The organism is Methylobacterium sp. WSM2598 (assembly GCF_000379105.1).
Taxonomy (GTDB): domain Bacteria; phylum Pseudomonadota; class Alphaproteobacteria; order Rhizobiales; family Beijerinckiaceae; genus Methylobacterium.
This window is the reverse complement of the sequence record NZ_KB900609.1, coordinates 5,807,709-5,831,588: the sequence shown is the minus strand read 5'-3', so window position 1 is coordinate 5,831,588 and position 23,880 is coordinate 5,807,709. Positions and strand designations below refer to the sequence as shown.

General features: G+C 74.6%; 23 protein-coding genes and 1 pseudogene. 5 read left to right on the top strand and 19 right to left on the bottom strand.

Going from position 1 to position 23,880, the window contains the following annotated elements:
* Positions 1-27: 27 nt before the first annotated feature.
* On the bottom strand, positions 28-711 hold the full coding sequence (locus MET2598_RS0127270) for an alpha/beta hydrolase (protein WP_012330068.1): 684 nt from the start codon (positions 709-711) through the stop codon (positions 28-30).
* 294 nt (positions 712-1,005) lie between these two features.
* On the opposite strand from MET2598_RS0127270, the gene MET2598_RS0127265 reads away from it, so the two are divergent.
* A complete protein-coding gene (locus tag MET2598_RS0127265) occupies positions 1,006-1,299 on the top strand; it encodes a hypothetical protein (RefSeq protein ID WP_012330069.1) in 294 nt (97 codons plus the stop codon).
* Between the two features lie 67 nt (positions 1,300-1,366).
* On the opposite strand, the gene MET2598_RS0127260 is transcribed toward MET2598_RS0127265, so the two are convergent.
* From MET2598_RS0127260 to MET2598_RS0127240, 5 genes are all read right to left on the bottom strand, one after another.
* Positions 1,367-1,729 carry a MucR family transcriptional regulator gene (locus MET2598_RS0127260; RefSeq protein ID WP_018263030.1) on the bottom strand — a complete coding sequence of 121 codons (363 nt, stop codon included), beginning with the start codon at positions 1,727-1,729 and terminating at the stop codon, positions 1,367-1,369.
* A 156-nt stretch (positions 1,730-1,885) separates the two neighbouring features.
* Positions 1,886-2,179 carry a hypothetical protein gene (locus tag MET2598_RS0127255; RefSeq protein ID WP_012330071.1) on the bottom strand — a complete coding sequence of 98 codons (294 nt, stop codon included), beginning with the start codon at positions 2,177-2,179 and terminating at the stop codon, positions 1,886-1,888.
* Between the two features lie 149 nt (positions 2,180-2,328).
* Positions 2,329-2,457, bottom strand: a complete 129-nt coding sequence (locus MET2598_RS43470) for a hypothetical protein (RefSeq protein WP_265576495.1) — start codon at positions 2,455-2,457, stop codon at positions 2,329-2,331.
* Positions 2,458-2,675: 218 nt separating this feature from the next.
* Complete coding sequence (locus MET2598_RS0127245; protein WP_018263029.1) at positions 2,676-3,773, bottom strand: hypothetical protein; 1,098 nt, start codon at positions 3,771-3,773, stop codon at positions 2,676-2,678.
* Complete coding sequence (locus tag MET2598_RS0127240) at positions 3,770-5,113, bottom strand: APC family permease (protein WP_018263028.1); 1,344 nt, start codon at positions 5,111-5,113, stop codon at positions 3,770-3,772. Before MET2598_RS0127240 ends, MET2598_RS0127245 begins: the two co-directional genes overlap by 4 nt.
* Positions 5,114-5,317: 204 nt before the next feature.
* Between MET2598_RS0127240 and MET2598_RS0127235 the strand changes: the two genes are divergently transcribed.
* Together MET2598_RS0127235 and MET2598_RS0127230 are read left to right on the top strand one after the other, a co-directional pair.
* Positions 5,318-6,685 (top strand): hypothetical protein, encoded by a 1,368-nt coding sequence (locus tag MET2598_RS0127235; protein ID WP_018263027.1) that lies wholly within the window; start codon positions 5,318-5,320, stop codon positions 6,683-6,685.
* A 112-nt stretch (positions 6,686-6,797) separates the two neighbouring features.
* Positions 6,798-7,481 carry a hypothetical protein gene (locus MET2598_RS0127230; RefSeq protein WP_198293035.1) on the top strand — a complete coding sequence of 228 codons (684 nt, stop codon included), beginning with the start codon at positions 6,798-6,800 and terminating at the stop codon, positions 7,479-7,481.
* A gap of 15 nt (positions 7,482-7,496) precedes the next feature.
* Here the strand turns inward: MET2598_RS0127230 and MET2598_RS0127225 are convergent, their stop codons facing one another.
* Both MET2598_RS0127225 and MET2598_RS0127220 read right to left on the bottom strand, forming a co-directional pair.
* Positions 7,497-8,288, bottom strand: a complete 792-nt coding sequence (locus MET2598_RS0127225) for an ABC transporter permease (protein WP_012330076.1) — start codon at positions 8,286-8,288, stop codon at positions 7,497-7,499.
* The gene (locus MET2598_RS0127220) at positions 8,285-8,956 is read right to left on the bottom strand and encodes an ABC transporter ATP-binding protein (RefSeq protein ID WP_018263025.1); all 672 of its coding nucleotides are present in this window, start codon (positions 8,954-8,956) and stop codon (positions 8,285-8,287) included. Before MET2598_RS0127220 ends, MET2598_RS0127225 begins: the two co-directional genes overlap by 4 nt.
* A gap of 222 nt (positions 8,957-9,178) precedes the next feature.
* Between MET2598_RS0127220 and MET2598_RS0127210 the strand changes: the two genes are divergently transcribed.
* Positions 9,179-10,399: a DUF2252 family protein gene (locus MET2598_RS0127210; protein WP_018263023.1), complete on the top strand. Its 1,221-nt coding sequence runs from the start codon at positions 9,179-9,181 to the stop codon at positions 10,397-10,399.
* Here the strand turns inward: MET2598_RS0127210 and MET2598_RS0127205 are convergent.
* The 8 genes and pseudogenes from MET2598_RS0127205 to MET2598_RS0127170 form a co-directional block, all read right to left on the bottom strand.
* Complete coding sequence (locus MET2598_RS0127205; RefSeq protein ID WP_018263022.1) at positions 10,381-10,590, bottom strand: hypothetical protein; 210 nt, start codon at positions 10,588-10,590, stop codon at positions 10,381-10,383. The two genes, MET2598_RS0127210 and MET2598_RS0127205, sit on opposite strands and share 19 nt — an antisense overlap.
* A 90-nt stretch (positions 10,591-10,680) precedes the next feature.
* On the bottom strand, positions 10,681-11,085 hold the full coding sequence (locus MET2598_RS0127200) for a carboxymuconolactone decarboxylase family protein (protein WP_018263021.1): 405 nt from the start codon (positions 11,083-11,085) through the stop codon (positions 10,681-10,683).
* A gap of 33 nt (positions 11,086-11,118) precedes the next feature.
* Complete coding sequence (locus MET2598_RS0127195; protein ID WP_012330081.1) at positions 11,119-11,565, bottom strand: DUF4186 domain-containing protein; 447 nt, start codon at positions 11,563-11,565, stop codon at positions 11,119-11,121.
* A gap of 397 nt (positions 11,566-11,962) precedes the next feature.
* Positions 11,963-12,532 (bottom strand): annotated as a pseudogene (locus MET2598_RS37465) (ABC transporter ATP-binding protein); the annotation flags it as partial.
* Positions 12,533-12,796: 264 nt separating this feature from the next.
* Positions 12,797-13,654, bottom strand: coding sequence for a universal stress protein (locus tag MET2598_RS0127185; RefSeq protein ID WP_012330082.1), 858 nt, complete (start codon positions 13,652-13,654; stop codon positions 12,797-12,799).
* A gap of 88 nt (positions 13,655-13,742) precedes the next feature.
* Positions 13,743-14,882: an ABC transporter permease gene (locus MET2598_RS0127180; protein WP_018263019.1), complete on the bottom strand. Its 1,140-nt coding sequence runs from the start codon at positions 14,880-14,882 to the stop codon at positions 13,743-13,745.
* A gap of 3 nt (positions 14,883-14,885) precedes the next feature.
* Positions 14,886-17,621, bottom strand: a complete 2,736-nt coding sequence (gene rbbA / locus MET2598_RS0127175; protein WP_018263018.1) for a ribosome-associated ATPase/putative transporter RbbA — start codon at positions 17,619-17,621, stop codon at positions 14,886-14,888.
* Positions 17,618-18,931 (bottom strand): HlyD family secretion protein, encoded by a 1,314-nt coding sequence (locus MET2598_RS0127170; protein ID WP_026190968.1) that lies wholly within the window; start codon positions 18,929-18,931, stop codon positions 17,618-17,620. Before MET2598_RS0127170 ends, rbbA begins: the two co-directional genes overlap by 4 nt.
* Positions 18,932-19,240: 309 nt before the next feature.
* Between MET2598_RS0127170 and MET2598_RS0127165 the strand changes: the two genes are divergently transcribed.
* Positions 19,241-19,456 carry a hypothetical protein gene (locus tag MET2598_RS0127165; protein WP_012330086.1) on the top strand — a complete coding sequence of 72 codons (216 nt, stop codon included), beginning with the start codon at positions 19,241-19,243 and terminating at the stop codon, positions 19,454-19,456.
* 191 nt (positions 19,457-19,647) lie between these two features.
* On the opposite strand, the gene MET2598_RS0127160 is transcribed toward MET2598_RS0127165, so the two are convergent.
* The 3 genes from MET2598_RS0127160 to MET2598_RS0127150 form a co-directional block, all read right to left on the bottom strand.
* Positions 19,648-20,718 (bottom strand): alpha/beta fold hydrolase, encoded by a 1,071-nt coding sequence (locus MET2598_RS0127160; RefSeq protein ID WP_026190967.1) that lies wholly within the window; start codon positions 20,716-20,718, stop codon positions 19,648-19,650.
* A gap of 155 nt (positions 20,719-20,873) precedes the next feature.
* Positions 20,874-22,688 carry an ABC transporter ATP-binding protein gene (locus MET2598_RS0127155; protein ID WP_018263015.1) on the bottom strand — a complete coding sequence of 605 codons (1,815 nt, stop codon included), beginning with the start codon at positions 22,686-22,688 and terminating at the stop codon, positions 20,874-20,876.
* Entirely contained in the window at positions 22,678-23,841 is a 1,164-nt protein-coding gene (locus tag MET2598_RS0127150) for a beta-glucosidase (RefSeq protein ID WP_018263014.1), read from the bottom strand. The genes MET2598_RS0127155 and MET2598_RS0127150 overlap by 11 nt, the downstream gene beginning before the upstream one ends.
* Positions 23,842-23,880 lie beyond the last annotated feature (39 nt).

Sequence of the window (23,880 nt, the reverse complement as noted above, 5' to 3'; positions counted from 1 at the left end):
CCGGTTGTATCGCGTGGCCGCGCGGGCTCAGGCGAGGAAGCGCCGGAACGCCTCCGCGACGAGCGGGCTCGGCACCGCGTGGCCGCCGCTGAACGGCCGATAGGCGACGTCGTAGCCGTCCCGCGCCAGCGCGCCCGCCACCCGGTCGCCGCAGCGCGCGAAGGGCAGGACCGGGTCCTCCCGCCCGTGCGAGAGGAAGATCCGCGGCGTTCCCTCCCGGCGCGCGGGAGCGCAGAAGCCCGGCGAGAAGGCGAGGACGTCCCCGAACAGGGATCCGTTCGCGAGGCCGAGGGAGAGGGCGTAGGAGGCCCCGTCCGAGAAGCCCGCGACGGCGATGCGGGCGGGGTCGACGGCCTGGCGCGCGAAGAGCCGCCCGAGGGCCGCGTCCAGGAAGGCCACGTCCGGCCCGTAGCCGCGCTGGATCAGGTCCCAGGTCGCCCCCCGCGAATCCGGGACGAGGACCACGACCGCGTGCTGCTCCGCGCAGGACGCGACCATCGGCAGGACGTCCGCGGATGAGGCGCCCGCCCCGTGCAGCATGACGAGGAGCGGCGGTCGCCGCCCCGGCGGCGCGACGCCCGGCACCTGGACGAGCCCGTCGCGGGTGCCGCCGAGGCCGATCGCATTCGTCCCGGCCGGGAGCCCGGGTCCCGCCGCCGCGTCGGGCCTCGCCATCAGGATGCCCTGCGCATGGGCGGCCGCCTCGGGCATGGTCGCGCTCCCGCTCGTCCCGCTGCCGCGATCCCGGCGCACGCGCCCGATCGCATGTCATCAAAGCAAGATCGGCGGCCGCTGTTCCTGGATTTTTGGCGTGAAGGGTGATCCGGACCGCGATTGATCTGCGTGAATTGCCGGCGGAACGGCCGCAACGGCGCGGCGCGTGGAGGATGGACTGTGGCTCTGCTGATCCGGAACAGGAGGCCGGGTGACCCGTTGGTCAGGGCGGGTGCCGCGGGCCGCGACGGCCGGGGACCCGGCCCGCTCCTTCCCTCAGGCGAGAGTGTCATGACGCAGACGAAACCGGAGCCGCGGCCCAACCTGAAGAGCTTCGACGCCTACGCGGACCGCAACGGCCAGGATTTCGGCCAGGACAGCCCGCTCGACGTGGCGAACCCGGAGGACCTGCAGCGGCGCATGAACGAGGAGCCCGACTGGGAGGCGGAGGTGGTCCGCATCGCCTCCGACCGGGCGCGCCTCGACGCGGTGTCGGGCGGCAGCGTCGGGACGGTCGAGGCGACCGAGGCGGAGACGCCGCCGGAAAATCTGAGGAAGCTCTCCGACCCCAGCTCGCGCGGCTGAGGCGGAAGCGGCCCTCGGCGCCCGGGCGCCGAGGGCCTCTCGCGTGGTGGAGGGCCGAGGCGCGGCCTCAGCGGCGGCGCCCGAGGCCGCTCGCCTTGGCGAGCTCGGAGCGCTGCGCCGCGTAGTTCGCCGCCACCATCGGGTAGTCGGGCGGGAGGCCCCACTTGTCCCGGTACTGCTCGGGCGTGAGCCCCCGCGTGCTCAGGTGACGCTTCAGGGACTTGTAGGGCCGGCCGTCCTCCAGCGAGATGATCGCGTCCGGCGTCACCGTCTTCTTGATCGGGATCGGCGGGACCGGCCGCTCGGGCTCGGGAGCCGGCGGCTGCCCGAGCCGCCCGAGCTGGTCGTAGACGGCCTGGATCAGGGCCGGCAGTTCGGCCACCGGGACACTGTTGTGGGAGACGTAGGCCGCGATGATATCCGCCGCCATCGTAATCGGATCGAGCTCGGTTGCGTACTCGTCACTCATCGAACGTACCGGGGGTTGCAAACCTCGGCTGTCTGTGACCGGGCCACCGGTGTGTCAACTGGATTTCACCAGATAACGGCTAAACGTTGCTCGGGCGATGATCGCGGCGGGTGCGGTTCATTCAGACGAGAGGTGGTGCGGGCGGGCGCTCGCCGGGTCCGCGGGGTCGTGCGCCGATGCGGAGGCCGATGCGGAGGATGGGGGCTGCGCGCGACCGGCCACCAGCGGCCACTCGGCCATGCGGGCGATCGGAATGCGGACTTCGAGCAGCAGGTCGTCGTCGAGGAGCCCCGGGGCGAGGGCGATCTGCGCCTCCGGGAAGGTGGCGAGGATGGCGGCCACCGCCGCGTCGATCTCGGCGTCGCGGTCGGGGCCGAACTCGATCAGCACGTGCTTCAGCAGACGGATCATCGCGCCTCTGTCGCATGCCGGGCGCGCCGCCCGCCAGTGCGGCGCGGGCACGCTCGCGCCCGGCTCGGAGGCCGATCATGAACCGTCCGATCCCGTCTCGGGCGTGCCGCGGGCCGGCACGGGCTTTGCGCGCGCCGCACCCGACCGGGTCAGCGCCCGCGGTCGAGGAGCGGCCAGGCGAGGAGGAGCAGCGCCGAGACCGGGAGCGCCACCGTCGCGGGGGCCAGCATCAGGAGCCCCAGCGCCAGGATGGTCAGCAGAGCGGCGGCGAGGCGCATCTGGGCGGACCTCCCCCTGGCGGCGCGCAGGACCAACGCGCCGGGCGCCCGGGCGCTCCGCCCGGCCGCCCCGGGGCGGGCGGCGTCATCCGACATCCGACGGATTGCTTCGCCATCTCCCATTTCGGCCATGCGGATGTCGGCTTCCCTCAGGCGCCGCGCTCAGGCGCCGCGCAGGCGCGTGATCCGGGATCCGCTGCGATCACGCGGATCCCGGATCACTCGAGCGTGGGCCGCAGCACCTGCGCCTCGCGCTTGGTGGCGAGGATCAGGCTCGACTCGTCGGGCCGGTACCGGTAGCCGATGCCGAAGCCGAGCGGACGCGGCGGCTGCCGCCGGAACAGCTCGGCCAAGCGCGGCTGGTAGCGGCCGGCGAACAGGCCGATCGGGCCGGTGTAGCGGCCGTAGGGCCGCAGCTCCCACTCGGGCCCGAACATCGCCGCCGGCACGCCGGTATCGTCCTGCAGCAGCGTCGAGGTCTGCCGCAGCAGGAAGCGGCGCACCTCCGAGAAATGGCCGTCGTGCATCAGGTAGGAGGCGCTCTTCACGAGCCCGTCGCCGATCCCGAGCCGCTCGCAGAAGGGCGCGAGCCCGCTCTTGGGGAAGCCGTCATTGTCCAGGTTGGCGCTGAAATAGTAGAGCGTCTGGTCGGGCCCGCCGGGGCGCGCGAAGGTGATGCGGACCCCAGGCGTCCCCGCCCCGGCGGCGGCCGCTCCCGCATTCAGGGTTCCCTGCGGGTCGAGGTGCACGAACTCGACGCCGCGGATCGTCTTCCCGGCGCGGGCGAGGAAGACGTAGAGCACCGGCAGCGTCCCGGTCGCGGGGCTCGCCCGCAGGTCGTCGCGCATGCTGAGCGTGCGGAAGAAGCTGAAGTTCAGCACGGTGTGCAGCGAGGTCCTCAGGCTGCGCGTCACCGAAGCGAGGCTGCCGCGCGGCAGCTTCGCCGGGTCGGGCACGCTGCCGACCGGCTCGAGCCCGGCCAGCACGTAGGTCGAGGCGTCCGGGAAGAAGCTGTCCGCGTAGAGGAAGTCCGGCCCGCTGAACAGGTAGTAGACGGTGCCGCGGCGGGCCGTGAGGTTGGCCTGCGACCACGCCCGGATCTTCCCGAGCTGGCGCGTCTCGACCGTCCGGAAGGCGGCCGTGAAGGCGCCCGCGTGCTGCTTCCAGGCCGGGTCGGTTTCCAGCCGGGCGAGCATCGCGCCGGGCGGGGCCGGCATCCCGGCGAGGAAGCGCGCGGTCGCGTCCGGGCTCGGCGCCTCCGCGGCGGCGACGCCGAGGGGCAGGACCAGCAGGCTTGCGAGGAGGATCTGTCTCATTGCGAGAGCGCCTTGCGTGCGTCGCCCTGCGGCTGCGCGGCGGCGAGCCCGAAGAGCAGGAGGCCGGCGAGCATCATCAGCAGGCCCGCGAGGGATTCGAGCGGCCGGACCGCGAGCAGGTGGATGATCATGAACAGGGTCACGCCGAGGAAGATCGCCGGCGTGACCGGGTAGCCCCAGGCCCGGTAGGGCCGCGTCAGGTCGGGCCGCACGATCCGCAGCCGCACCAGCCCGAGCACGGTGAGGAAGGAGCAGAGCAGCAGGCAGACCTGGACGAAGTCGAGGACGGCCTCGAAGCTCCGGGTCAGGAGGAGCAGGCTGGCGATGCCCGCCTGCAGCACGATCGCCGCCCGGGGCACGCCGCCGGCGGAGCGCCGCGCCAGCGGCGCGAGGGGCGCGAAATCCTCCCCCATGGCGACGGTGACCCGCGGCCCGATCCAGGTCATGGCGCCGATGGTCGGGATCAGGCCGGCGCAGATCAGCGCCCCGACGACCCGCCCGCCCTCCTCCCCGAAGATGTGCCGGCCCGCGATCAGCGCGACGTCGATCTGTCCCGCGAGCTCCGCGACCGGCGTCGTGGAGAGGAAGACGGCGTTGAGCGCGACGTAGAGCAGGATCACCGTCCCGGTGCCGAGGAGGAGCGCCCGCGGCAGGCTGCGCTGCGGCTCCCGGATCTCGCCCACGATGTAGGTGGCGGCGTTCCAGCCCGAATAGGCGTACATCACGAAGACGAGGCTGACCGCGAAGGACGCGCTCAGCACCTCGGCGGGATCGAGCTGGCTCGGCGCGAAGCTGATCGGCTGCCCGCCGCCCCGCGCGAAGCCGGCCAGGATGAAGGCCAGGATGAGCGCGAGCTTGAGGAGCGTGAAGCCGACCTGGAAGGCCGTGCTGTGCCGCGCCCCGCGCAGGTGCACCGCCGCGACCGCCCAGACGACGCCGAGGCCGAGGAGGAGCGGCGGGGCCTCGGGCAGGATCGCGCGGGCGTACTGGCCGAAGGCCATGGCCGCGAGCGCGACCGGTGCCGAGAAGCCGACCGTCGCCGACAGCCAGCCCGCCTGGAACCCCAGGGCCGGGCCGTAGCAGCGGGTGAGGAAATTGTACTCCCCGCTCGAGCGCGGGAACATCGCGGCGAGTTCGGCGTAGCAGAACGCCCCGCACAGGGCGACGGCGCCCCCGATCACCCAGAGGAGGAGAAGGCCGAAGCCGGACGAGATGTCCTTGACCTGAAAGCCCAGGCTGGTGAACACGCCGACGCCGACCATGTCGGCGACCACGATGCTCGTGGCGGCCAGGGTGGTGATCGTCGCGGCCGGCCGGGATGCTGTGGGAGGCTCAGTCATGACTGGTGTCCACGCCGGCCTCGAAAAAGCCACAGCCGCTATTCTTAAAGGATGAGCAGTTTACAAGCCGTATCCGCGCGCGGTTTTCGAATGAACACGGCCGCGTGCGGAGGAGAAGAGCGGGTCCGGTAAGACATCATTAACCATGTTCCGGCCATCGTCCGGCGGTCGGTGACGCGTCCGGGCGGGGCGGGACGGCGAGCGATGGGCGGGCAGATGGGCAGCGGGACCGGTCGGCGCCTCCCCGGCGAAGCGGGGCCTGAGACCCTCGTCGGGGCCTGGCTCCGGGCGGGCCACCGCGCCACCTCCCTGCGCGGCGCCGTCGCGGTGTGCGGCCCGGTGCCGTGGCCGGACGCGCCGGGCGACGCCGTCCCGTCGCCCGGCGCGGGCCTCCTGCCCTTCCGCCGCCCCACGACCCCGGCGGCCCGCTGGCGGCGCCGGAACCGCCACGTCGCCGCCGCGGCGCTGCTCGCCTTCCTGGGCGAGACGGCGGCCTGCCGGTCCCTCGTCGAGCCGCCGGCCGCGCCCGCCCCGCTCGCCGCCGCGCCCGCGCCCCCTGAGCGCTCCGCGGTCCTGGAGCGCTCCGCGACCCGGGAGCGCGCCGCGGTCGAGTCCCCCTCCGCGCCGGAGGAGCGCCCCGCCCGCGCGGGCGAGGTCGCGACGCCCGCGCCCGCGCGCCGGCCCGGCTTCGCCGGCACGACCGAACTCGTCGCCTTCGCGACGGCTCCGTTCCCGTACGACGGCGCGGTGCCCGAGCGCGGTCCCTTCCTCGACGTGGTCCGGGACGGGGCGCGCGGCCACCGCACCGCCCGCGGCCAGGTGCTGTGGGAGAGCGAGACCTTCAACGACAGCCGGGTGCTGATACATGTTCCGGCGGGGTTCGACCCGAACCGGCCGGCGGTGCTCGTCCTGTACTATCACGGGCACGGGGCGATCCTGGGCCGCGACGTGCTGCTGCGCCAGCGCCTGCCCGCGCAGGTGACGGGCGCGGGCGTCAACGCGGTCCTGCTGGCCCCGCAATTCGCGGTCGATGCCCGCGATTCGAGCGCGGGACGGTTCTGGGAGCCGGGAGGTTTCGGCCGCTTCCTCGACGAGGCCGCCTCGCGGCTGGCGGAGCGGACGGGCGCCCCGCGCGGGCTCTTCGCCACGATGCCGGTCGTGCTCGTCGCCTATAGCGGCGGCTTCGCCCCGGCGGCCTGGAGCCTCAGGGACGCGGCCGGCGCGCGCCGCGTGCGCGGCGTCGTCCTCCTCGACGCCCTCTACGGCGAGACCGACACCTACGCGGCCTTCGCGGCGCGCGGCGGCGGCCGTTTCCTGGTCAGCGCCTACACGCGGTTCACGGAGGCGCGCAACGCCGAGCTGGAGCGCGGCCTCGCCCGGCGCGGGGTGAGTGTCGGCCGGCAACTCCCCGAGACCCTCGCGGGCGGGGCGACCTTCCTTCCCGCCGGCCCCGACGTGACCCACGCCGATTTCGTCACGCAGGCCTGGGCCGAGGACCCGGTCGCCGACATCCTGCGCCGCCTGCCCCTCGACCGGCCGAGCGACGCCTCCCTCGCGGCCCTCGGGCGCTGAGGCAGGGGCCTCCCCGCAGCAGGTTGTATTCTCTCTCTCGCGCACGCAGGGCGCGTGGCTCGCCGCGCGCCCGCGCGCTATGCTGGGCCGGAGGGACGGACAGAGGCCGGACGTGCGGGTTCTGAGACGGATGGCGCGGCGCTTGGTCGGGCGGGCGGGAGGTCCGCGGGCCGCGCAGGCGGACGAGGCCGAGGCGATCCGGCGCTCGGGCCTCCTCGACGTCAATTACTACCTGATGGAGGGACAGGACGTCCTGGCGGCCGGCCTCGACCCGGTGGTTCATTTCTGCGAATTCGGCTGGCGGGAGGGCCGCCGCCCCAACCTCTGCTTCGACCCGGCCTGGTACCGGGCGCGCTACCTCGCGCGGGCGCCGCGGGCGGGTTCCCTCGCCAATCCCCTCGCCCATTACCTCGCCGGGGGCGAGGCGGCGGGCTGCCGGCCGATCGCGTATTTCGACCCGGCCTGGTACCGGCGGACCTACGGCGTCCCGGCCGGCACGACCGCCCTCGCCCATTACCTCGCGCATCGCCGCTCCCAGCGCGTCGCGCCGAACCCGCATTTCGACCTCGCCTACTACCTCGCGCGGCACGGGCGGGAGATCGGCCCGAACCGCGATCCCTTCGCGCATCTCCTGCGCTGCGGGGCGACCCGCGACCTCGACCCGTCGCCGCATTTCGACTCCGCCGCCTACCGGCGGGCCGCCATGCCGGCGGCCGCGGCCGGCCCCGCGGACCTCACCGCGCACGAACTCCGCGTTCCCCTGGTGCACTTCCTCGACGCCTCGGCCCGCCCCTGACGGGCGTGGGCCCCGTCAGGCGAGCCGGTCGAGGCGCAGGCGCTGGCGGTCGTCGGTCAGGGCGCGGCGGGCCAGGAGGGCGGTCGCGAGGGCCGCGAGGCCGCTCGCGCCGGCGAGCAGGAACAGCAGCAGGATCTGGTACTTCACCGCCTCGACCGGGTCCATGCCGGCCAGGATCTGCCCGGTCATGATCCCGGGCAGCGTGATGATGCCGGCGGCCGACATCTGGTTGATGACCGGCAGGAGCCCGCGGCGCACGGCCGTGCGGACGGGGCCCGCGACGGCCTCGGCGAAGGGCACGCCGAGCCCGAGCTGGGCCTCGATCGCCGCCCGCTCCCGCCGGACCCCGCCGAGCAGGCTGTCGAGCGTGAGGCTGGCGGCGTTCAGCACCGAGCCGAGCACGATGCCGGCGAGCGGGATCGCGTAGCGGGGATCGTACCAGGGTGTCGGGCGGATCGCCGTCGCGAGGGCGAGGCCGCAGGTCGCCGCCGTGGCGAGGAGCACGCCGCCGAGGCCGATGCCCTCGGTGACGAGGCCGCGGAAGCGCTGCTCGGGCCGCGCCGCCACCTCGCGCGCCGCCACGAGGCTCATCGCCAGCACCAGCACCAGGGTCGCGCGCGGGTCGTCGAGGGCGAAGACGAGGCGCAGCAGGTAGCCGACGCCGATCAGCTGGACGACCATCCGGGCCGCCGCCAGGGCGATCTGGCGGTGGAGGTCCAGGCGCAGGGCGAGCGAGAGGCCCGCATCCAGCACCACCAGGGCGGCCGCGAGGGCGAGGTCGGCGGCGCCGAGGCTGATCGGCGTCACGCCACCGCCTCGAGCCGCCGGCCCGCCATCCGCAGGCGCCGCGCGGCGAGCCGTCCGCTCTGCGCCGGGTCGTGCGAGACCATCAGGACGATCGTCCCCGCTGCCGCCCGCTCGCGCAGCACGGCCTCGACGGACGCGGTCGCGACCGGATCGAGGGGGCCGGTCGGCTCGTCGAGCAGCAGGGCCGGCGGGGTCAGGACCAGGGCGCGGATCAGCGCGAGGCGCTGGCGCTCGCCCGTCGAGAGGGTGGCGACCGGGCCGTCGAGGCAGCCGGCCGGAAGGCCGAGCCGCGCGGCGAGGGAGGCGGCCGCGCCGCGCCGCCCGGGCGCGAAATGCGCGGCCCCGGTCTCGCCCCACCAGCCGGATTCGGCCGCCACGTAGGGAACGAGCCGGCGCCATTCCGGGGCCGGCATCGCCGCGCGGCAGCGCCCGTCGAGCCGCACGCGCCCGCAATTCACGTCGAGATCGGCGATCATGCGCAGGAACAGGCTCTTGCCGGCACCCGAGGGGCCCGCGATGGTCACGATCTCCCCGGGCGCGACGGACAGGTCGAACGGGCCGGCGAGCGGGCTGCGCAGCGCCTCCACCTGCAGGCCGCGCGGGCCCTCGCGCTCCCTGCCCGGCCCGGGCGCCGGGGCGTCCGTCCGCCCCCGTGCTGCGATGCTCAATCCCGGCCTCCTCCGCCCGCCGCGCCGGCCCCGTTTAGCGCGGCGCGGGCGCCGTGCCAGCGCCGGACGTCACGGCCGCCGCCGCGGCGGGCCGCCGGCCGCCCACGCGCCGGCCGGCCTCCTCATCCACCACAGCTACGATTCGTCGCGCGTTGCCGCTCTGTTCCCGTGCGTTGATGCAGCGCCGCGGCCACGGCGCGGCAGCGACGCGAAGGGGTGTGGATGAGCGGGAACGGCGTGATCGGGGCCGCGGAGCGGGAATCGGTGCTGGAGCGTCAGCGGACCCTGAAGATGGCGAGGTCGGCCCACGCCTACGTGCGGGGCAACACCCTGAAATTCTACGAGTGGCTGGGTACCCTCGCGCGCGGCACCCTGCCCGAGGGGCCGCCGGTCTGGATCTGCGGCGACTGCCACCTGGGCAATCTCGGTCCGCTGGCCGATGCGGAGGGCCAGGTCGAGATCCAGATCCGCGACCTCGACCAGACGGTCATCGGCAACCCGACCCACGATCTCGTGCGGCTCGGCCTGTCCCTCGCCAGCGCCGCCCGCGGCTCGAACCTGCCGGGCGTCGTCACGGCGCGGATGCTCGACGAGATGGTCCGCGGCTACGCGCTCGGCCTCGCCGGCCCCGCGGCGCGGGAGGGCGCGCAGGAGGCCGCCCAGGAGGCCGCGCAGGAGCCCGAGGTGGTCAGGGTGGTCCGCCGCCGCGCCCTCGGGCGGCGCTGGAAGCACCTCGCCCGCGAGCGGCTGAAGGAGGTCGAGCCGGCGATCCCCCTCGGCCGCAAGTTCTGGGCCCTGGAGCCGACCGAGCGCGAGGCCATCGAGGCGCTCTTCCGCAGCGAGGGCGTGCGCGACCTCGTCCTGGCGCTCAACCGGCGCAGCCCGCAAGCGGAGGTGCGCCTGATCGACGCCGCCTACTGGATGAAGGGCTGCAGCTCGCTCGGCTTCCTGCGCTACGCGGCGCTGGTGCGCATCGCCGAGCCCGAGGGGCGCAGCCTCGCCCTGGTCGACCTGAAGGAGGCCGTGCGGGCCGCCGCGCCGCCGGCGCCCGGCGTTCGGATGCCCGAGGATCCCGCCGAGCGGGTCGTGGCGGGCGCGCGGGCCCTGTCGCCGGCCCTCGGCGAGCGCATGCTGCCGGCCCGGCTCCTCGGCCGCCCGGTCGTGCTGCGCGAACTTCTGCCCCAGGATCTCAAGCTCGACGTGGACCAGTTCAGCCGCGAGGAGGCCGTCGCGGCGGCCCATTACCTCGCCCGCGTGGTCGGCCGGGCGCATGGCGGGCAGATGCCCGAGGCCGACCGCGCGGCGTGGCGGGAGGAGGTGCTGCGCGACCGGCGGCAGGCCGATGGCGCGCCGTCCTGGCTGTGGTCGAGCGTCGTCGAGCTCGCGGGGCGCCACGAGGTCGGCTACCTGGAGCATTGCCGGCGCTATGCCGAGGCCGCCTGACCGCGGCGCCCCGCATCGGCCGGCCCTCGGCGGCCCGTCCCGAGGGGCTCCATATCCGGGGCGAGGGCCCGGCAGGCGGCCGCGAAGCCGCCCGAGCTGACGACCCGGATCTCGGCCGCGCGGGCGGCCCCGCCCGCCAGCATCGCGGCCGAGAGCGCGAGGGCGCGGCACAGGAGGGTGCGACGGATCACGGGCCTTCTCCTTCGAGGCGGGAGGACGTCGCGGGAGCGAGGCGCCCGAACCGCGCGCCCGTCGAGCCGAGCCGTCCTGCGGCCCCTCCGTCAGGCCTGGAACTCGGGATCCACCGGGATCTGCATCGCGGTGACGAGGGCGTTGGTCTCGGACGCCATGCCGATCACGGCGAGCAACTCGCCGTGCTGCGCCTCGCTCATGCCCTTGGCGCGCGCCGCGGCGGTGTGCGAGTGGATGCAGTAGCTGCAGCCGTTCGCGGTCGACACCGCGATGTAGATCAGCTCCTTGGTCAGCGGGTCGAGGGCGCCGTCCGCCGCCATCACCTGCTTGAGGCTCCTCCAGGTGCGCTCCAGCACCGCGGGCTGGTTGGCCAGGCCGCGCCAGAAGTTGTTGATGAAGGGAGAGCCGCGCGTCGCCCGGATGTCGTCGAACACCGCCTTGACGCGCGGATCGGCCTCGGCCTCGCCGTCGCTCCACAATCTCACGGTCGCCATGCCCTCGCGCTCCTCGCTGGTCGGGGTTCGGGCTCAACGCTGCCGGAACAGGGGGAGCGCGTCCACCGAGGCGTCGGGCGCGCTCCCGGCGCCCGGCGCCTGCCCCAACTCCTGCGCCTGCCCCAACTCCGGTGCCTGGGCGCGCAGCCAGCGCGCGAGGGCCGCCACGACGTGGTCCTGCTCGGCCGGTGTGAGCGGGCGGCCGGGCGGGATGCGGTGCCACTTCGCCAGGCAGCCCCGGCAGCAGGTTGCCGTGGCGTGCTGGGCGACGAAGACGGGGTGGCCCCGGAACGGCGTCTGCTTGCCGTCCCGGTCCGGTCGGGCCGGCGCGAGGCGCCGCGCCACGAAGTCCCGCGCATGGGCGGTCATCCCGGCCCACCCGATCCGGCGAAGGACGTCCCGCTCGGCCGCTCCCAGGCCGAAGCGCCGCCGGAAGGCCGAGTGCGGGAGCCGGTCGAACACCTCGTCGAGCGACCGCATCGCTGAGCCCTCCCCACTTCCTCGCAATCGGATGCCCGCCCGGGAGCGGCGGCGCAAGCCGGAGGCGGCGCCGGCCCGGCCTTATCTCTCCCGGTTCTCTCTTGCTTCGAACAGCCTTTTCCGACGTATAATGGCCCAGGAGGGCGGGCCATGACCAGACATACTCAGATTACGCGTGCCAATCGTTGCCGCGATACGACCCGCGAGAGGCTGTGGCGCAACCTGATGGTGCGTGAGGTAGACCTTCGATGCTTGGCGCGGTCGATGGAAGCGCTGTCGAGATCCTATGCATTGCTGAATCAGCCGCTCTCTTCCGCCTGGGCCGGTGCGCCGAGGCCGCGCCTGCCGCGCCCGTGAGGGTGGCCACCGGGGCCGCGCCGGGCGGCCCCGGCGGCCATCAGGCCGTCCCGAGCAGGTCGAGGATCCGGCGGCGGGCCTCGACCAGGGCGGGATCATCGCGGTGGCGCGGGCAGGGATGGTCGTGGGCGAGATCCGCCCGGATGCGTGCCGGCCGGTCCGAGAACACCAGAACGCGACCGGCGAGCATCGGCACCTCCTCGACGTCGTGGGTGACCAGGAGGGCGGCGAAGCCCTTCTCCTGCCAGAGCCGCAGCAATTCGGCCTGCATAATCAGGCGGGTCAGCGAGTCGAGTTTGCCCAGGGGCTCGTCAAGGAGCAGCAGCGGCGGCTCGTTCACGAGGGCGCGGGCGAGCGCCACGCGCTGGGCCATGCCGCCCGAGAGCTGATGCGGGAAGGCGTCCGCGAAGGGCGACAGCCCGACCAGCGCCAGGGCGGCGGCGGCGCGGTCGCGGGCCAGGACGCCGCTTGCCTCCGGCCCGACCGCCACGTTCCCGGCGACGCTGCGCCAGGGATAGAGGGCTGGGTCCTGGAACACCACGCCCCGCGACGGGTGAGGCCCCTCCAGGGGGGCGCCGTTCACCGCCCGGGTCGCCTCGGGGACGTGGAGCGCGCGCGACCGCTCGGTCCGCGCGTCAAGGTCGCGGCGCCGCCGCGTTGCGGGCCGACACCGTATCGGTTGCGTATCGACACTCGCGGGAACTTTCCGTTGCCCGGCTCGCGCCCTCGGCGCAGCTCGATCGACTGCCTGTAAATTTTTTATCAGCGGGAAATAGTCAGCGTCAACGAGACGAATATATTCTTGTAACGAGAGATCTTGGTAATTTCATCCTCGCGGCGCGGGCCGGGGAGGAGGCCGACCCGCGCGCCGGCCTCAATGGGCCATCAGGACCGGGATCTCCGCCCGCGCCACCACGTGCCTTGTCACGCCGCCGAGCAGGAGCTGGCGCACGCGGCTATGCGTGAAGGCCCCCATCGCGAGCAGGGTCGCGCCGCGCCGCGCGGCCTCCGCCAGGATCCCCTCCCCCTCGGTCTCGCCGGGCGCGAGGCGCACCCGGGCCGAGTCGGCCTGGATGCCGTGCCAGTGCAGATAGGCGCCGAGGTCGGCGAGCCGGGTCTCGCCGCTGCGGGCCGTCTCGGCCTCGATCACCGTGACGCGGTCCGCCTCGTGCAGGAGGGCGATCGACTGCGCGACGAGGTGCGTCGCCTCCAGGCTGCCGTTCCAGGCGATCACCACGTGGCGCAGCAGGTCGTCCGGCACGGCCTCGCCGACCATCAGGACCGGCCGCCCGACCGCGAACAGGGCCGTGTCGAAGGCGGCCTCGGTGAAGGGCGTCCCGGCCCGCGGCCGCCCCACCACGACGAGGTCGTGGATGCGCCCGAGCATGGTCAGGGCGTGGTCCGCGTCGCCCTCGACCTCCGTCCAGCGCAGGAAGGTGGCGTCGAGGCGCTCGGGCGCGTCGGCGAGCGGGATCCCCTCCCGGCCGCACCAGGCGGCGACGCGCTCGCGCGCCTGCGCGGCGGCGAGGCGCTGCCCCTCCTTGATCGCCGAGACGGTCAGGGAGGAGGCGGGCAGCCCGGCGAGCGGGGCCAGGACCTGCTCCACCGTCGGGGCGAGATAGGCCACGGTGACGTGGGCGCGAAGCCGCCGCGCGAGCCGCCCCGCGGCGTCGAGCGCGGGCGATGGGTCGAGGTCGGCCGCGAGCGGCACCAGAATGCAGCGCATCACCATGGTTCGTCTCCTCCGATCCCCGGAGGATGCGCCCGTCCGCCGCCGCTGCCTTGCGCCGGATCAATCTCCGCGTGTGGACGCGCCGCTTTCAGCCGCGCGCCGCCGCGTCCGCGGCGAGGCGGAAGCGGCGCAGGGCGAGCACCAGGAAGAGGCCGCCCATCAGCGCGATCAGCACGAGCCGCGGCCAGACCACGCCGAACCCCGCCCCGCGGTAGAGGATCGCCTGCGCGAAGGCGACGTAGTGCACCGTCGGCGAGGCCTGCAGGATCCGGGCGAGCCAGGCCGGCATGCTCTCCAGCGGCGTGTTGCTGCCCGACAGCATGGCGAGCGGCAGGTAGACGAGGAGGTAGAGCAGGCCGAGCTGCGGCATCGAGCGGGCGAGCGTGCCGAGGAACAGGCCCACCGCCGTCGCGAAGAACAGGTAGACCGCGGTGCCGGTGAGGAAGAGCGGCACGGAGCCGGCGATGGGCACGTGCAGCAGCCGGCGCACCACGATCTCGACCGAGGCCGCCACCGCCACGAGGATGACCGCGCCGTTGGCCCAGACCTTCGCCATCGCGATCTCGAAGGGCCGCACGGGCATCACCAGCAGGTGGTCGAGGGTGCCGTGCTCGCGCTCGCGCACGATCGCCGCGCCCGCCAGGATGATGGCCAGCATGGTGACGTTGTTGATGATACCCATCACGCTGGTGAACCAGGGCGTCTCGGTGTTGGGATTGTAGGCGACCCGCGACGCGAGGGTGACCGGCGCGGGCCCGGCCCGCCCGGCCCGGGCGAGGAAGCCCGAGATCTCCTCGAGGATGATCTGCTGCGCGTAGGAGGCGCCGAGCCCGGCCTGCACCATGGCGGTGGCGTCGATGTCGAGCTGGAGGGCGGCGGGGCGCCGGTCGAGGAGGTCGCGCTCGAAATTCGGCGGGATGTCGAGGACCAGGGCGTAGCGCCCGGCATTCATCGCCGGGACGATGTCGCGCTCCGCCAGCGGCTGCGGCCGGCGGAAGACCGGCGGCAGGAAGGCGCCGGCGATGCGGCGCGAGAGGGCGGAGCGGTCCTCGTCGACGATCCCCACCGAGGCGTTGCGGACCTCCTGCGAGCTGCTCTGCGCCTGCATCAGGATCGCGAGCGAGAAGCTGTAGATCACGAGGCCGAGCATCACGGTGTCGCGCAGGACGCTGCGCAGCTCCTTGGTGCCGAGCCAGAAGATGGTGAGGGCGGAGCGCATCGGGCCCATGCCTCAGCGCTCCTGCCGGGGCAGCATCAGGAGCGCGAGCCCGGTCAGCGCCGGCACGAACAGCGCGAGGGCGACGAGGTTCGGGGCGAGGTCCGCCAGGCCGAGACCCTTGGTGAAGGTGCCGACGCTCAGCGGCAGGTAGTAGGTCATCGGGAAGAGGCCGCCGATCACCCGCGCCCCGCCCGCCAGGGAGGAGACCGGGACCAGCATGCCGGCGAACATCGTCGCCGGCACCACGGTCAGGATCGCGGTGCCGAACAGGGCCGCGATCTGCGTGCGCGCGAAGGTCGAGACCAGCATCCCGTACGCGGTCGTCGCCGTCACGTAGAGCAGGGTCCCGGCCGCCAGCGTCGCGAGGCTGCCCTTGAGCGGCACGCGGAACACGAGCTCCGCCATGGCGAGCATCAGCCCGAAATTCAGCATGGCCAGCGCCACGTAGGGCAGCTGCTTGCCGACCAGGAATTCGAGGCGCGTCACCGGCGTGACGAACAGGTTGGTGATCGAGCCGAGCTCCCGCTCCCGCACCACGGCGAGCGCCATCAGGATCGCCGGGATCAGGGCGAGCTGGAGCGCGATCTGGGCCGGCACCATCGCGTAGACGCTATTGAAGCTCTGGTTGTACTTGAAGCGCAGCGCGACCTCGGCCGGGGGGCCGGGGCGCGGGGGCACCCGCAGCAGCCTGTCCTCCAGCGCGCTCTCGTTCAGCGCCGAGAGGTAGCCCCGGATCGTCTGGGCGACGAAGGGCCGCGCGCCGTCGATCCAGGCGCCGACCTCGGTCGAGCGGCCATGGGCGAGGTCGCGGCCGAAATGCGGGGGGATCTCCAGCGCCGCCGCGATCTCGCCGCTGGCGAGCCGGCGCGCGAGTTCGGCGTCGTCGGCGAGCGGCGCCCGCTCCTCGAAGTACGGCGACCCGCGCAGGGCCGACAGGTAGGCGCGGCTGGCGTGGCTGTGGTCGCGGTCGAGCACCGCGAAGGTGAGGCTGTTCACGTCGGTCGAGATGCCGAAGCCGAAGACCAGCATCAGGAAGCTCGTGCCCAGGATCGCGAAGCCGAGGCGGACGCGGTCGCGCAGGAGTTCGAGCGTCTCGCGGATCGCGCAGGCCCGCAGGCGGCGCAGGCTGAAGGCCCGCGCCGGCCCGGCCCGGGGCGCCTCCCGGGGGGCGATCCAGGCGGGCGGGCCCGCGGCGGCGCCGCGCTCGGCGGCGGCCTCCTCCAGGCAGGCGATGAAGGCCTCCTCCAGGCTCGCCGCGCCCCGCGCCCGGATCAGGCCCGCGGGCGTGTCGGTCGCCAGCACCCGGCCGGCATCCATCAGGGCGATGCGGTCGCAGCGCTCCGCCTCGTTCATGAAATGGGTCGAGACGAAGATCGTGACGCCGCGGCGGCGCGCGAGGTCGGTGAGGAGGTCCCAGAACTGGTCGCGGGCGATCGGGTCGACGCCGGAGGTCGGCTCGTCGAGGATCAGCAGGTCCGGCGCGTGCACGATGGCGACCGCCAGGGACAGCCGCTGGCGCAGGCCGAGGGGCAGGTCCTCGGCCGCGTGGTCGGCATGGTCGGCGAGGCCGCATTCCGCGATCAGCTCGGCGACCCGGGCCCGCGCGGCCGCCGCCGGCAGGCCGAACAGGCGCGCGTGCAGGTCGAGGTTCTGCCGGACGGTGAGTTCGGCGTAGAGCGAGAAGGCCTGCGACATGTAGCCGACCCGCTTGCGGGTCGCGAGGTCGCCCGGATCGAGCGGCCGGCCGAACAGCAGCGCCTCGCCCTCGCTCGGCGGCAGCAGCCCGGTCAGCATCTTCATGGTCGTGGTCTTGCCGCAGCCGTTCGAGCCGAGGAAGCCGAAGATCTCCCCGCGCCCGATGCTGAAGTTCACCCGGTCGACCGCCGTGAAGGCGCCGAAGTGGCAGGTCAGGCCCCGCGCCGTGATGATCGGCTCGCCCGCACCCTGCGGCCGCGGCGGCGCGGGGGCGCGGGGCGCGGGCGGCGCCCCGTCCGAGATCAGCGCCACGAAGGCCGCCTCGATGTCGTGCGTGCCGGTCGCCCGCTTCAGCGCGGCGGCCGAGCCCGTGGCGACGATCCGGCCCGCATTCATCGCCACGAGCCAGTCGAACCGCTCCGCCTCCTGCATGTAGGCGGTCGCCACCAGCACCGAGAGGCCGGGGCGGCTCTCGCGGATCCGGTCGATCAGGATCCAGAACTGGCGGCGGGAGAGCGGGTCGACGCCGGTCGTGGGCTCGTCGAGGATCAGCAGGTCGGGCTCGTGGATCAGCGCGCAGCACAGCCCGAGCTTCTGCTTCATCCCGCCCGACAGCTTGCCGGCCGGGCGGTCCGCGAAGGGCGCGAGCCCGGTCGCGGCGAGGAGCGCGCCGATGCGCGCCTCCCGCTCCGGCCCGGCCTGCCCGAACAGGCGCGCGAAGGTCAGGATGTTCTCGCGGATGCTGAGGTCCGGATAGAGGTTCCGCCCGAGCCCCTGGGGCATGTAGGCGACGCGCGGGCAGATCGCCGCCCGGTGGGCGGGATCGGCGATGTCGCCGCCGAGCACGCGGGCCCGGCCCTGCTGGATCCGCCGCGCCCCGGCCAGGATCGCGAGCAGCGAGGACTTGCCGACGCCGTCCGGGCCGATCAGCCCGACGACGCACCCCGCCGGGAGCGACAGCGTGACCGCGTCGAGGGCGCGGCGCTTGCCGTAACGGTGCGAGAGCCCCTCGACGCGGGCGACGGGGCCGGCATCCGGTGCGGCCCGCGTCATCGGGCGCTCGCCAGCGGCAGGCTCGGCGGCGCGCTCGGGGCGAGGCGCGCCGGCCAGGCGGCGGCGGCGTCGGTGCGCACGTAGCCGATCCCGGGCAGCCCCGCCCGCACCAGGGCCTCGCGGCCCTTCAGGCGCTCCGGATCGACGCGCAGGCGGATGCGGAACATCAGCTTGTCGCGCTCGTCGCGGGTCTCGACGGTCTTGGGCGTGAACTGCGCGCGGCTCGCCACGAACACCACCTTGGCCGGGATGACGTGGTCCGGATAGGCGTCGAGGACGATGCGTCCCTCGGCCCCGAGCGTCACCCGCCCGGCCTCGGCGGTCGGCAGGTACAGGTCCATGTAGACGTAGCCGGCATCCAGCATGGTGAGGACCTTGCCGCCCGCGGCGAGCACCTCGCCGACATTGGCGATCCGGTACTGGATCGGCCCGTCGCGGGGGGCGGTCAGGGAATTGTCCGCGATGTTGACCCGGTAGAAGTCGACGCTGTGGCGGGCGGCATCGAGGGCGTGGCGGGTCGCCCCGACCCGGGCCGCGGCGGCGTCGCGCGCCGCGACGGCGCCCGCGGCCGCTTCCCGGGCGGCCGCCAGGGCGTGCTCGGCCGCGCCGATCCGGGCGCGGGCCGCGGCCTCCGCCGCGAGGGCAACGTCCACGACCTGCTGGCGGGTATCGAGGGTCTCGTGGGTGGCGAAGCCCTTGCCCACGAGGGTGCTGGTGCGCGCCAGTTCCTGCTTGGCGAGCCGCAGCCGGCTCTGCTCCTGCTGCAGGTTGGCATTCGCCTCGTCGAGGGCGCGCTGGGCCCTGGCGACCGTCGCCTCGCTGCTGCGGATGGCGGTCTCCTGCTGGGCGAGGGTCCTGTCGGCCTCCTCGACCGCCTGGGCGGCCTGGCCGGCCATCGCCTCGGCCTGGCCCATCTGCGCCTGCAGGTCCCGCGTGTCCATGACGGCCACGACCTGACCGGCCCGGACGAGGTCGCCCTCGTCGGCGAGGACCTGGGCGAGGCGCCCGGCGAACTTCGTGCTGATGTCGATCTCGTCGGCTTCGAGGCGGCCGTTCCCCTGCGCGAAACCCGCGGGAAGCCAGGGCTGGTGGGCGCGCCACCACGCGTAGCCCCCGCCGCCCGCCCCGAGCAGGAGCGCGGCGAGGACGGCGAAGCGCAGGGCTCGCCGGGCGGCGGGGATGCGCGGGACGGGGCGGGGCGCGGCCGCGGGCGGCGGCGGCACGGGCACGAGGGATCGGGCGGCGGATGTTGGCCCGTCCGGCCGCACCGAGACCTCGGGCGACGCCTCGGCAGGGGGGGAGGTGGTCACGATCGCTCCTCTCGCGGTGGTCCGGGGAAGCGGTGCCTCCGGCAGGGTCGAGGATCGGGCCGGCGCGGCGCCCGAGCCGGTTCGGGCGGCGCGGCCGCCGAGTCCCGACCCCTCGCGCGGATGGCCCGACCGAGCGCCGGATCACCATGCCCGCAGGATAGGGACCGCTGCGGCGCACGGGATTGATCTGGATCAGGGGGTGTGCCCCGCGCGCGGCAACGTCCGGCTGGACGCGCCCGCTTGCGCTGGATCAATGCCCGCGCGAGCGGGCGCGCCATGGTCGCTGCTTCGAGGTGCGGGATTGCTCGAATGCGCAGGTTCACGGTCGATTTTCGCAAGGTCGTCTCGGACGACACCGGGCACGAGCGCTGCGTCCTGCAATGGACCTGCGTCGTCCGCGGCTTCTCGGAGGCCCAGGCCATCCGGGAGGCCAAGCTGATGCTGTGCCACAGCCTGGGCGTGGCGGATTGGCGGGTCCGGGCCGACAGCTGTCAGGCGCGCGAGATCGCCGACAAGGTGGCGTGATCCGCAATCCGACGGATTGCGTCGCGATGCGGATGTCGGCATCTCACGCGCCGCGCGGGCTGGTCATACGACATCCGAGGGATTGCTTCGCCATCTGCCATTTCGGCCATGCGGATGTCGGCTTCGCTCACGCGCCGCGCGGGCTTGGGATCCGCTGTCCGGACGATCACCGGACAGCGGATGAGACGGGTTCAGGCCGGATCCGCCGCGCCGGGAGCGGCCGCGCGCCGCAGGATCCAGTCGAGGATCCCGGGCCAGAGCCGCGCATGGGCCGCGGGCCCGACCAGGGGCCCGAGATGCTGCAGCATCGGGCCGGGCTCGCCCTCGTAGGTCAGCAGCTCGGCGGGCGGGCCGGCGACCGCGGCGAGGCCGCGGCGCAGGGACTCGGGCGGGACGATGAGGCCGGAGGGATTGAGCACGGCCAGGATCGGCGCCCTCACTCCGGCGAGCCCGACCCTGTGCGCGCCGACCCGCAGCGTGCCGGCCAGGAACCGGTCCTCCCGGTACAGCTGGGCCAGCACGTCCTCGAAGAACGGCCCGGGCAGCGCGAACTCGTCGAGGGCCCAGCGGGCCACGCGGGCATGCACCGCGAGCGCGAGCGGATCGCCGAGGCAGGCGGCGAGATCGAGGGCCGGCTGGAGGCGGAACACCTCCGGTGCGGCCTGCAGGCTGAGCGCGGTGATGACCGATCCGGGCACCGGGTCGCCGAGGGTCGCGCGCAACCCGGCCAGGTCGGGGATCTCGCGCGCGGCCCGGGCGAGTGGCCCGCCGGCCTCCCCGAAGGCGAGCGGCGCGTCGAGGAGGACGAGTCCGGCCACCGCGCCGGGGTGACGCGCCGCGCAGATCGCCGCGAGGGTGCCGCCCAGCGAGTGGCCGGCGAGGATGGGCGCGGCCCCGCCCGTCTCGGCCGCGATCGCGGCCAGCGCCTCGCTCGGGATGCGGTCGGCGTAGTCGGCGAGGCCCCAGCGATCCTCCGGCACGGCCGGATCGCGCCACGCGACGAGGTAGACGCGCAGGCCGCGCGCGAGGCAGCGCCGCACCACGCTCACCGGCGGCATCAGGTCCCAGATGTAGGGCCGCTTGAAGGGCGCGGGACAGATCAGCAGGACGGGCCCGTCTTCCCGCTCGCGCGCGTGGTAGGCCCGCAGCTGCGCGCCGGGCAGGTCCGCGACGCTCCGCCAGGGCGTTTCCTGCGGCCCGTAGCCGAGCGCGTCGGCCATCCGCCCAGTCTGGCGGCGCATCTCGTCCAGCCACGCCGTCACGCGCGCCCGAGGCTCCCGCGCGGCGCGCCGAGGGGATCCTGGGGCCGCGGGCCGCGCATCGGGGACAACGGCGGCGCCGGCGCGGAGTTGCGCCCCCGCCGGGCGCGCCGCAACCGGGCTTTCGCCGCCGTCGCCCGCGGCACGGCGCGCTCCCGTCAGGCCGCGTCCATCACGGCCTCGCCGGACAGCCCCTCCGCCTGCAAGTGCCACATCTGCGCGAACAGGCCGCCCGCCTGGCGCAGGTCCCGCACCGTCCCGTCCTCGACGATGCGGCCCTCGTTGACCACCAGGATCCGGTCGAAGGCGGTCAGCGTCGACAGGCGGTGGGCCACCGCGATCACCGTGTGGCCGCGCATCAGCCGCACGAGCGCGGCCTGGATCGCCATCTCGGTCTCGGTGTCGAGGGCCGAGGTGGCCTCGTCGAGGAGCAGGATCGGGGCGCGCTTGAGCAGGGCGCGGGCGATGCCGATGCGCTGGCGCTGCCCGCCGGAGAGGCGCGCGCCCCGCTCGCCCACGATCGTGTCGTAGCCCTCGGGCAGGCGGCGCACGAAGCCGTCGCAGGACGCCGCCCGGGCCGCCGCGCACACCGCCTCGTCGGTCGCCTCCGGCCGCGCGAAGCGGATGTTGTCCATCACCGAGCGGTGCAAGAGCCCGATCTCCTGCGGGACGACCGCGAGCGCCGCGCGCAGCGAATCCTGGCTCACCCCCGCGATCGGCTGGCCGTCGATGCGGATCTCGCCCTCGTCCACGTCGTGGAGCCGCTGGAGCAGCTGCACGAGGGTCGACTTGCCCGCCCCCGAGGGCCCGACGATGCCGACCTTCTGGCCCGCCGGGATGCTGAGGCTGACCTCCCGCAGCGCGGGCCGGCCCGGCCCGTACGCGAAGGTGACGTTCGCGAGCGTGATCGCCCCGCCGCGCGACCGCAGGGCGGGCGCGGCGGGCGCGTCCCGCACGGTGCAGGGCTTGGCGATCACCGCGAGCGTCTCCTCGATGAAGCCGAAATGCTGGGCGAGGTCGACCAGCGAGAGCGCCATGTCCTTCGAGGAGTGCAGGATCCGCAGGGTCAGGCTCGCCACCAGCACGACGCTGCCCGCGCTCGCGCCGCCGCGGCTCCACAGGACGAGGGTCCAGGACAGGATGCCGGCCGCCAGGACCCAGAGCGCGACGTCGTGGATGAGGCGCGCCTTCTCCAGGTAGAGCCAGCTGCGGCGCTGGGCCGCCGCCTTGCGCCGGAAACCGGCCTCCAGCCGCGCCCGCTCGCGGCTCCGGGCCGAGAAGGCCTTCACGGTCCACATCTGCGTGATGGTGTCGACGAGGTCGCCGGCGATCGTCGCCGCCTCGCCCGAATAGGCGCGGTGAAGCAGCCGGCCCCGGGCGCCGAACCAGATCAGCCCGCCCGTGACGACCAGGATCAGGGCGACGAGCGCCAGGGTGAGGAATCCGTCGAGGCTCGCGAACACGACGACGGCGCCCGCCACGTCGACGACCGGCGGGACGATGCGCCAGACCAGGGTGTTGACGAGGGCGCCGACATTGCCGGCCGTCGCGGTGATGCGCTGGCCGAGCGACCCGGCGAGGTTCTCGGCGAAGTAGCGCATCGCCTGGCCGCCGAGGTGGTCGAACAGCTCGGCGCGCAGGTCGACCCCGACGCCCACCGTGGTGCGGCAGGTCAGCCAGCCGGTCAGGCGGGCGAGCGCCGCCTCCAGGGCGATCAGCACCAGGAACAGGGCGAGCGCCGCGAGGGCGGCCCGCCCGAGTTCCGGCGGTCCGGCGAGGGCGTCGACCAGGAGCTTCAGCCCGACCTGCTGCCCGACCCCGCAGGACGCGCAGGCGACGACGAGCAGGAACAGCAGGCCGAAATGCCAGCGCCGCGCGCGCAGGTGGCGCAGGATGAAGCGCCCGCCGCTCTGCAGATGCGCCGGCCCGGCCCCCTCCTCCGCAATCCCCGCCGCTCCCGCTTCAGGCCGCATCGGTCTCCTCCTGCGCGGAGCCGGCGAAGCGGGCCCGCTGCTCGCGGATCTCGCGGGCGAGCGGGCCGTCCGTCCGGCGCGCGCCCGCCTCGTCGGGGGCCGAGAGGAGCCCCACCGCGCAGGGCCGCTCGTTCTCCCAGCCCGGATAGTCGAGGATCGGGTAGAGGCAGATCCCGAGCACCGGCACGCCCGCGGCGCGCGCCGCCCGCACCTCGCCGCAGACGTAGTGGAGCCAGGCCGGCCGCGCGCTGCCCTCCGCCCCCGTCTCGGCGACCAGGAGCGGCCGGCCGTAGCGCGCATGCGCCTCGGCGAGGAGGGCCCGGAAGGGCCGGTAGGCGTGGTGGCCGAGCGGGACGGTGCCGCCGCCATGGACCCACTGGTTGTCCGGGTAGAAGTTGAGGCCCACCACGTCGAGCGCGTCCGGACCGCCGCCGAGGTCGGGGGCGAGCCGGCCGCTCGCCATGTCGAGCGCCTCGTACTGCACCTCCCAGTAGGCGGCCGCCGCCGCCGCGCTGCCCGCCTCGGGGCCGCCGACCACGTGGATCGCCGGCTCGGCGTGCAGGAACCGGGCCTCCGGCTCGACCTCGCGCACCGCCCGGGTCGCCGCCAGGGAAGCGCGCACGAGCTGGCGCTTCAGCGCCGCCCCGCAGCCGGTCGCGCAGGGCCCGATCCGGCCGACCTCGCCGCCGGCCCAGGCCCAGTAGGAGATCTCGTTCACCGGGCACAGGAACGGGGGCGCGCCGGAGACCGCCCGCACCTGCCGCGCCGCCGCGGCCGCGAAGGCGGCGAAGCGGCTCACGAAGGCCTCCGACCAGATGTCGAGATCGTCGGGCCAGCCGTAATGGCAGAGGTCCCAGATCACCCGCATCCCGGCCTCGCGCGCCGCCTCCAGCAGCGGCAGGGCGCTCGACCAGTCATAGCGCCCGGGCTCCGCCTCGATGCGGTGCCAGCGCAGGCCGTCGCGGGCGGCCAGGAGGCCGTGCCGCGCCAGGGCGCGGTAATCGGCGAGCGCGTGCCGGTCGTGCCCGGTCGCCGCCAGGAGGTCGAGGCGCCGCCCGTCGGCGCGGCGATGCGTGGAGCACTCGAAGCCGCCCAGGAACACGCTCCCGAAGGGCGAACCGGGCGCGGCCGCCCTCGTCGGTGGGCAGGTCATGGGCGGGCAGATCATGGGCCCGCCGGCCCCGCGGGGACG

Excerpts from the sequence above, each read along its gene's own strand:
- MET2598_RS0127270 (WP_012330068.1), bottom strand. The coding sequence starts at position 711 with ATGCCCGAGGCGGCCGCCCATGCGCAGGGCATCCTGATGGCGAGGCCC.
- MET2598_RS0127265 (WP_012330069.1), top strand. The coding sequence starts at position 1,006 with ATGACGCAGACGAAACCGGAGCCGCGGCCCAACCTGAAGAGCTTCGAC.
- MET2598_RS0127260 (WP_018263030.1), bottom strand. The coding sequence starts at position 1,729 with ATGGCGGCGGATATCATCGCGGCCTACGTCTCCCACAACAGTGTCCCG.
- MET2598_RS0127255 (WP_012330071.1), bottom strand. The coding sequence starts at position 2,179 with ATGATCCGTCTGCTGAAGCACGTGCTGATCGAGTTCGGCCCCGACCGC.
- MET2598_RS43470 (WP_265576495.1), bottom strand. The coding sequence starts at position 2,457 with ATGCGCCTCGCCGCCGCTCTGCTGACCATCCTGGCGCTGGGGCTCCTG.
- MET2598_RS0127245 (WP_018263029.1), bottom strand. The coding sequence starts at position 3,773 with ATGAGACAGATCCTCCTCGCAAGCCTGCTGGTCCTGCCCCTCGGCGTC.
- MET2598_RS0127240 (WP_018263028.1), bottom strand. The coding sequence starts at position 5,113 with ATGACTGAGCCTCCCACAGCATCCCGGCCGGCCGCGACGATCACCACC.
- MET2598_RS0127235 (WP_018263027.1), top strand. The coding sequence starts at position 5,318 with ATGGGCGGGCAGATGGGCAGCGGGACCGGTCGGCGCCTCCCCGGCGAA.
- MET2598_RS0127210 (WP_018263023.1), top strand. The coding sequence starts at position 9,179 with ATGAGCGGGAACGGCGTGATCGGGGCCGCGGAGCGGGAATCGGTGCTG.
- MET2598_RS0127200 (WP_018263021.1), bottom strand. The coding sequence starts at position 11,085 with ATGGCGACCGTGAGATTGTGGAGCGACGGCGAGGCCGAGGCCGATCCG.
- MET2598_RS0127195 (WP_012330081.1), bottom strand. The coding sequence starts at position 11,565 with ATGCGGTCGCTCGACGAGGTGTTCGACCGGCTCCCGCACTCGGCCTTC.
- MET2598_RS0127185 (WP_012330082.1), bottom strand. The coding sequence starts at position 13,654 with ATGGTGATGCGCTGCATTCTGGTGCCGCTCGCGGCCGACCTCGACCCA.
- MET2598_RS0127180 (WP_018263019.1), bottom strand. The coding sequence starts at position 14,882 with ATGGGCCCGATGCGCTCCGCCCTCACCATCTTCTGGCTCGGCACCAAG.
- rbbA (WP_018263018.1), bottom strand. The coding sequence starts at position 17,621 with ATGACGCGGGCCGCACCGGATGCCGGCCCCGTCGCCCGCGTCGAGGGG.
- MET2598_RS0127165 (WP_012330086.1), top strand. The coding sequence starts at position 19,241 with ATGCGCAGGTTCACGGTCGATTTTCGCAAGGTCGTCTCGGACGACACC.
- MET2598_RS0127155 (WP_018263015.1), bottom strand. The coding sequence starts at position 22,688 with ATGCGGCCTGAAGCGGGAGCGGCGGGGATTGCGGAGGAGGGGGCCGGG.
- MET2598_RS0127150 (WP_018263014.1), bottom strand. The coding sequence starts at position 23,841 with ATGACCTGCCCACCGACGAGGGCGGCCGCGCCCGGTTCGCCCTTCGGG.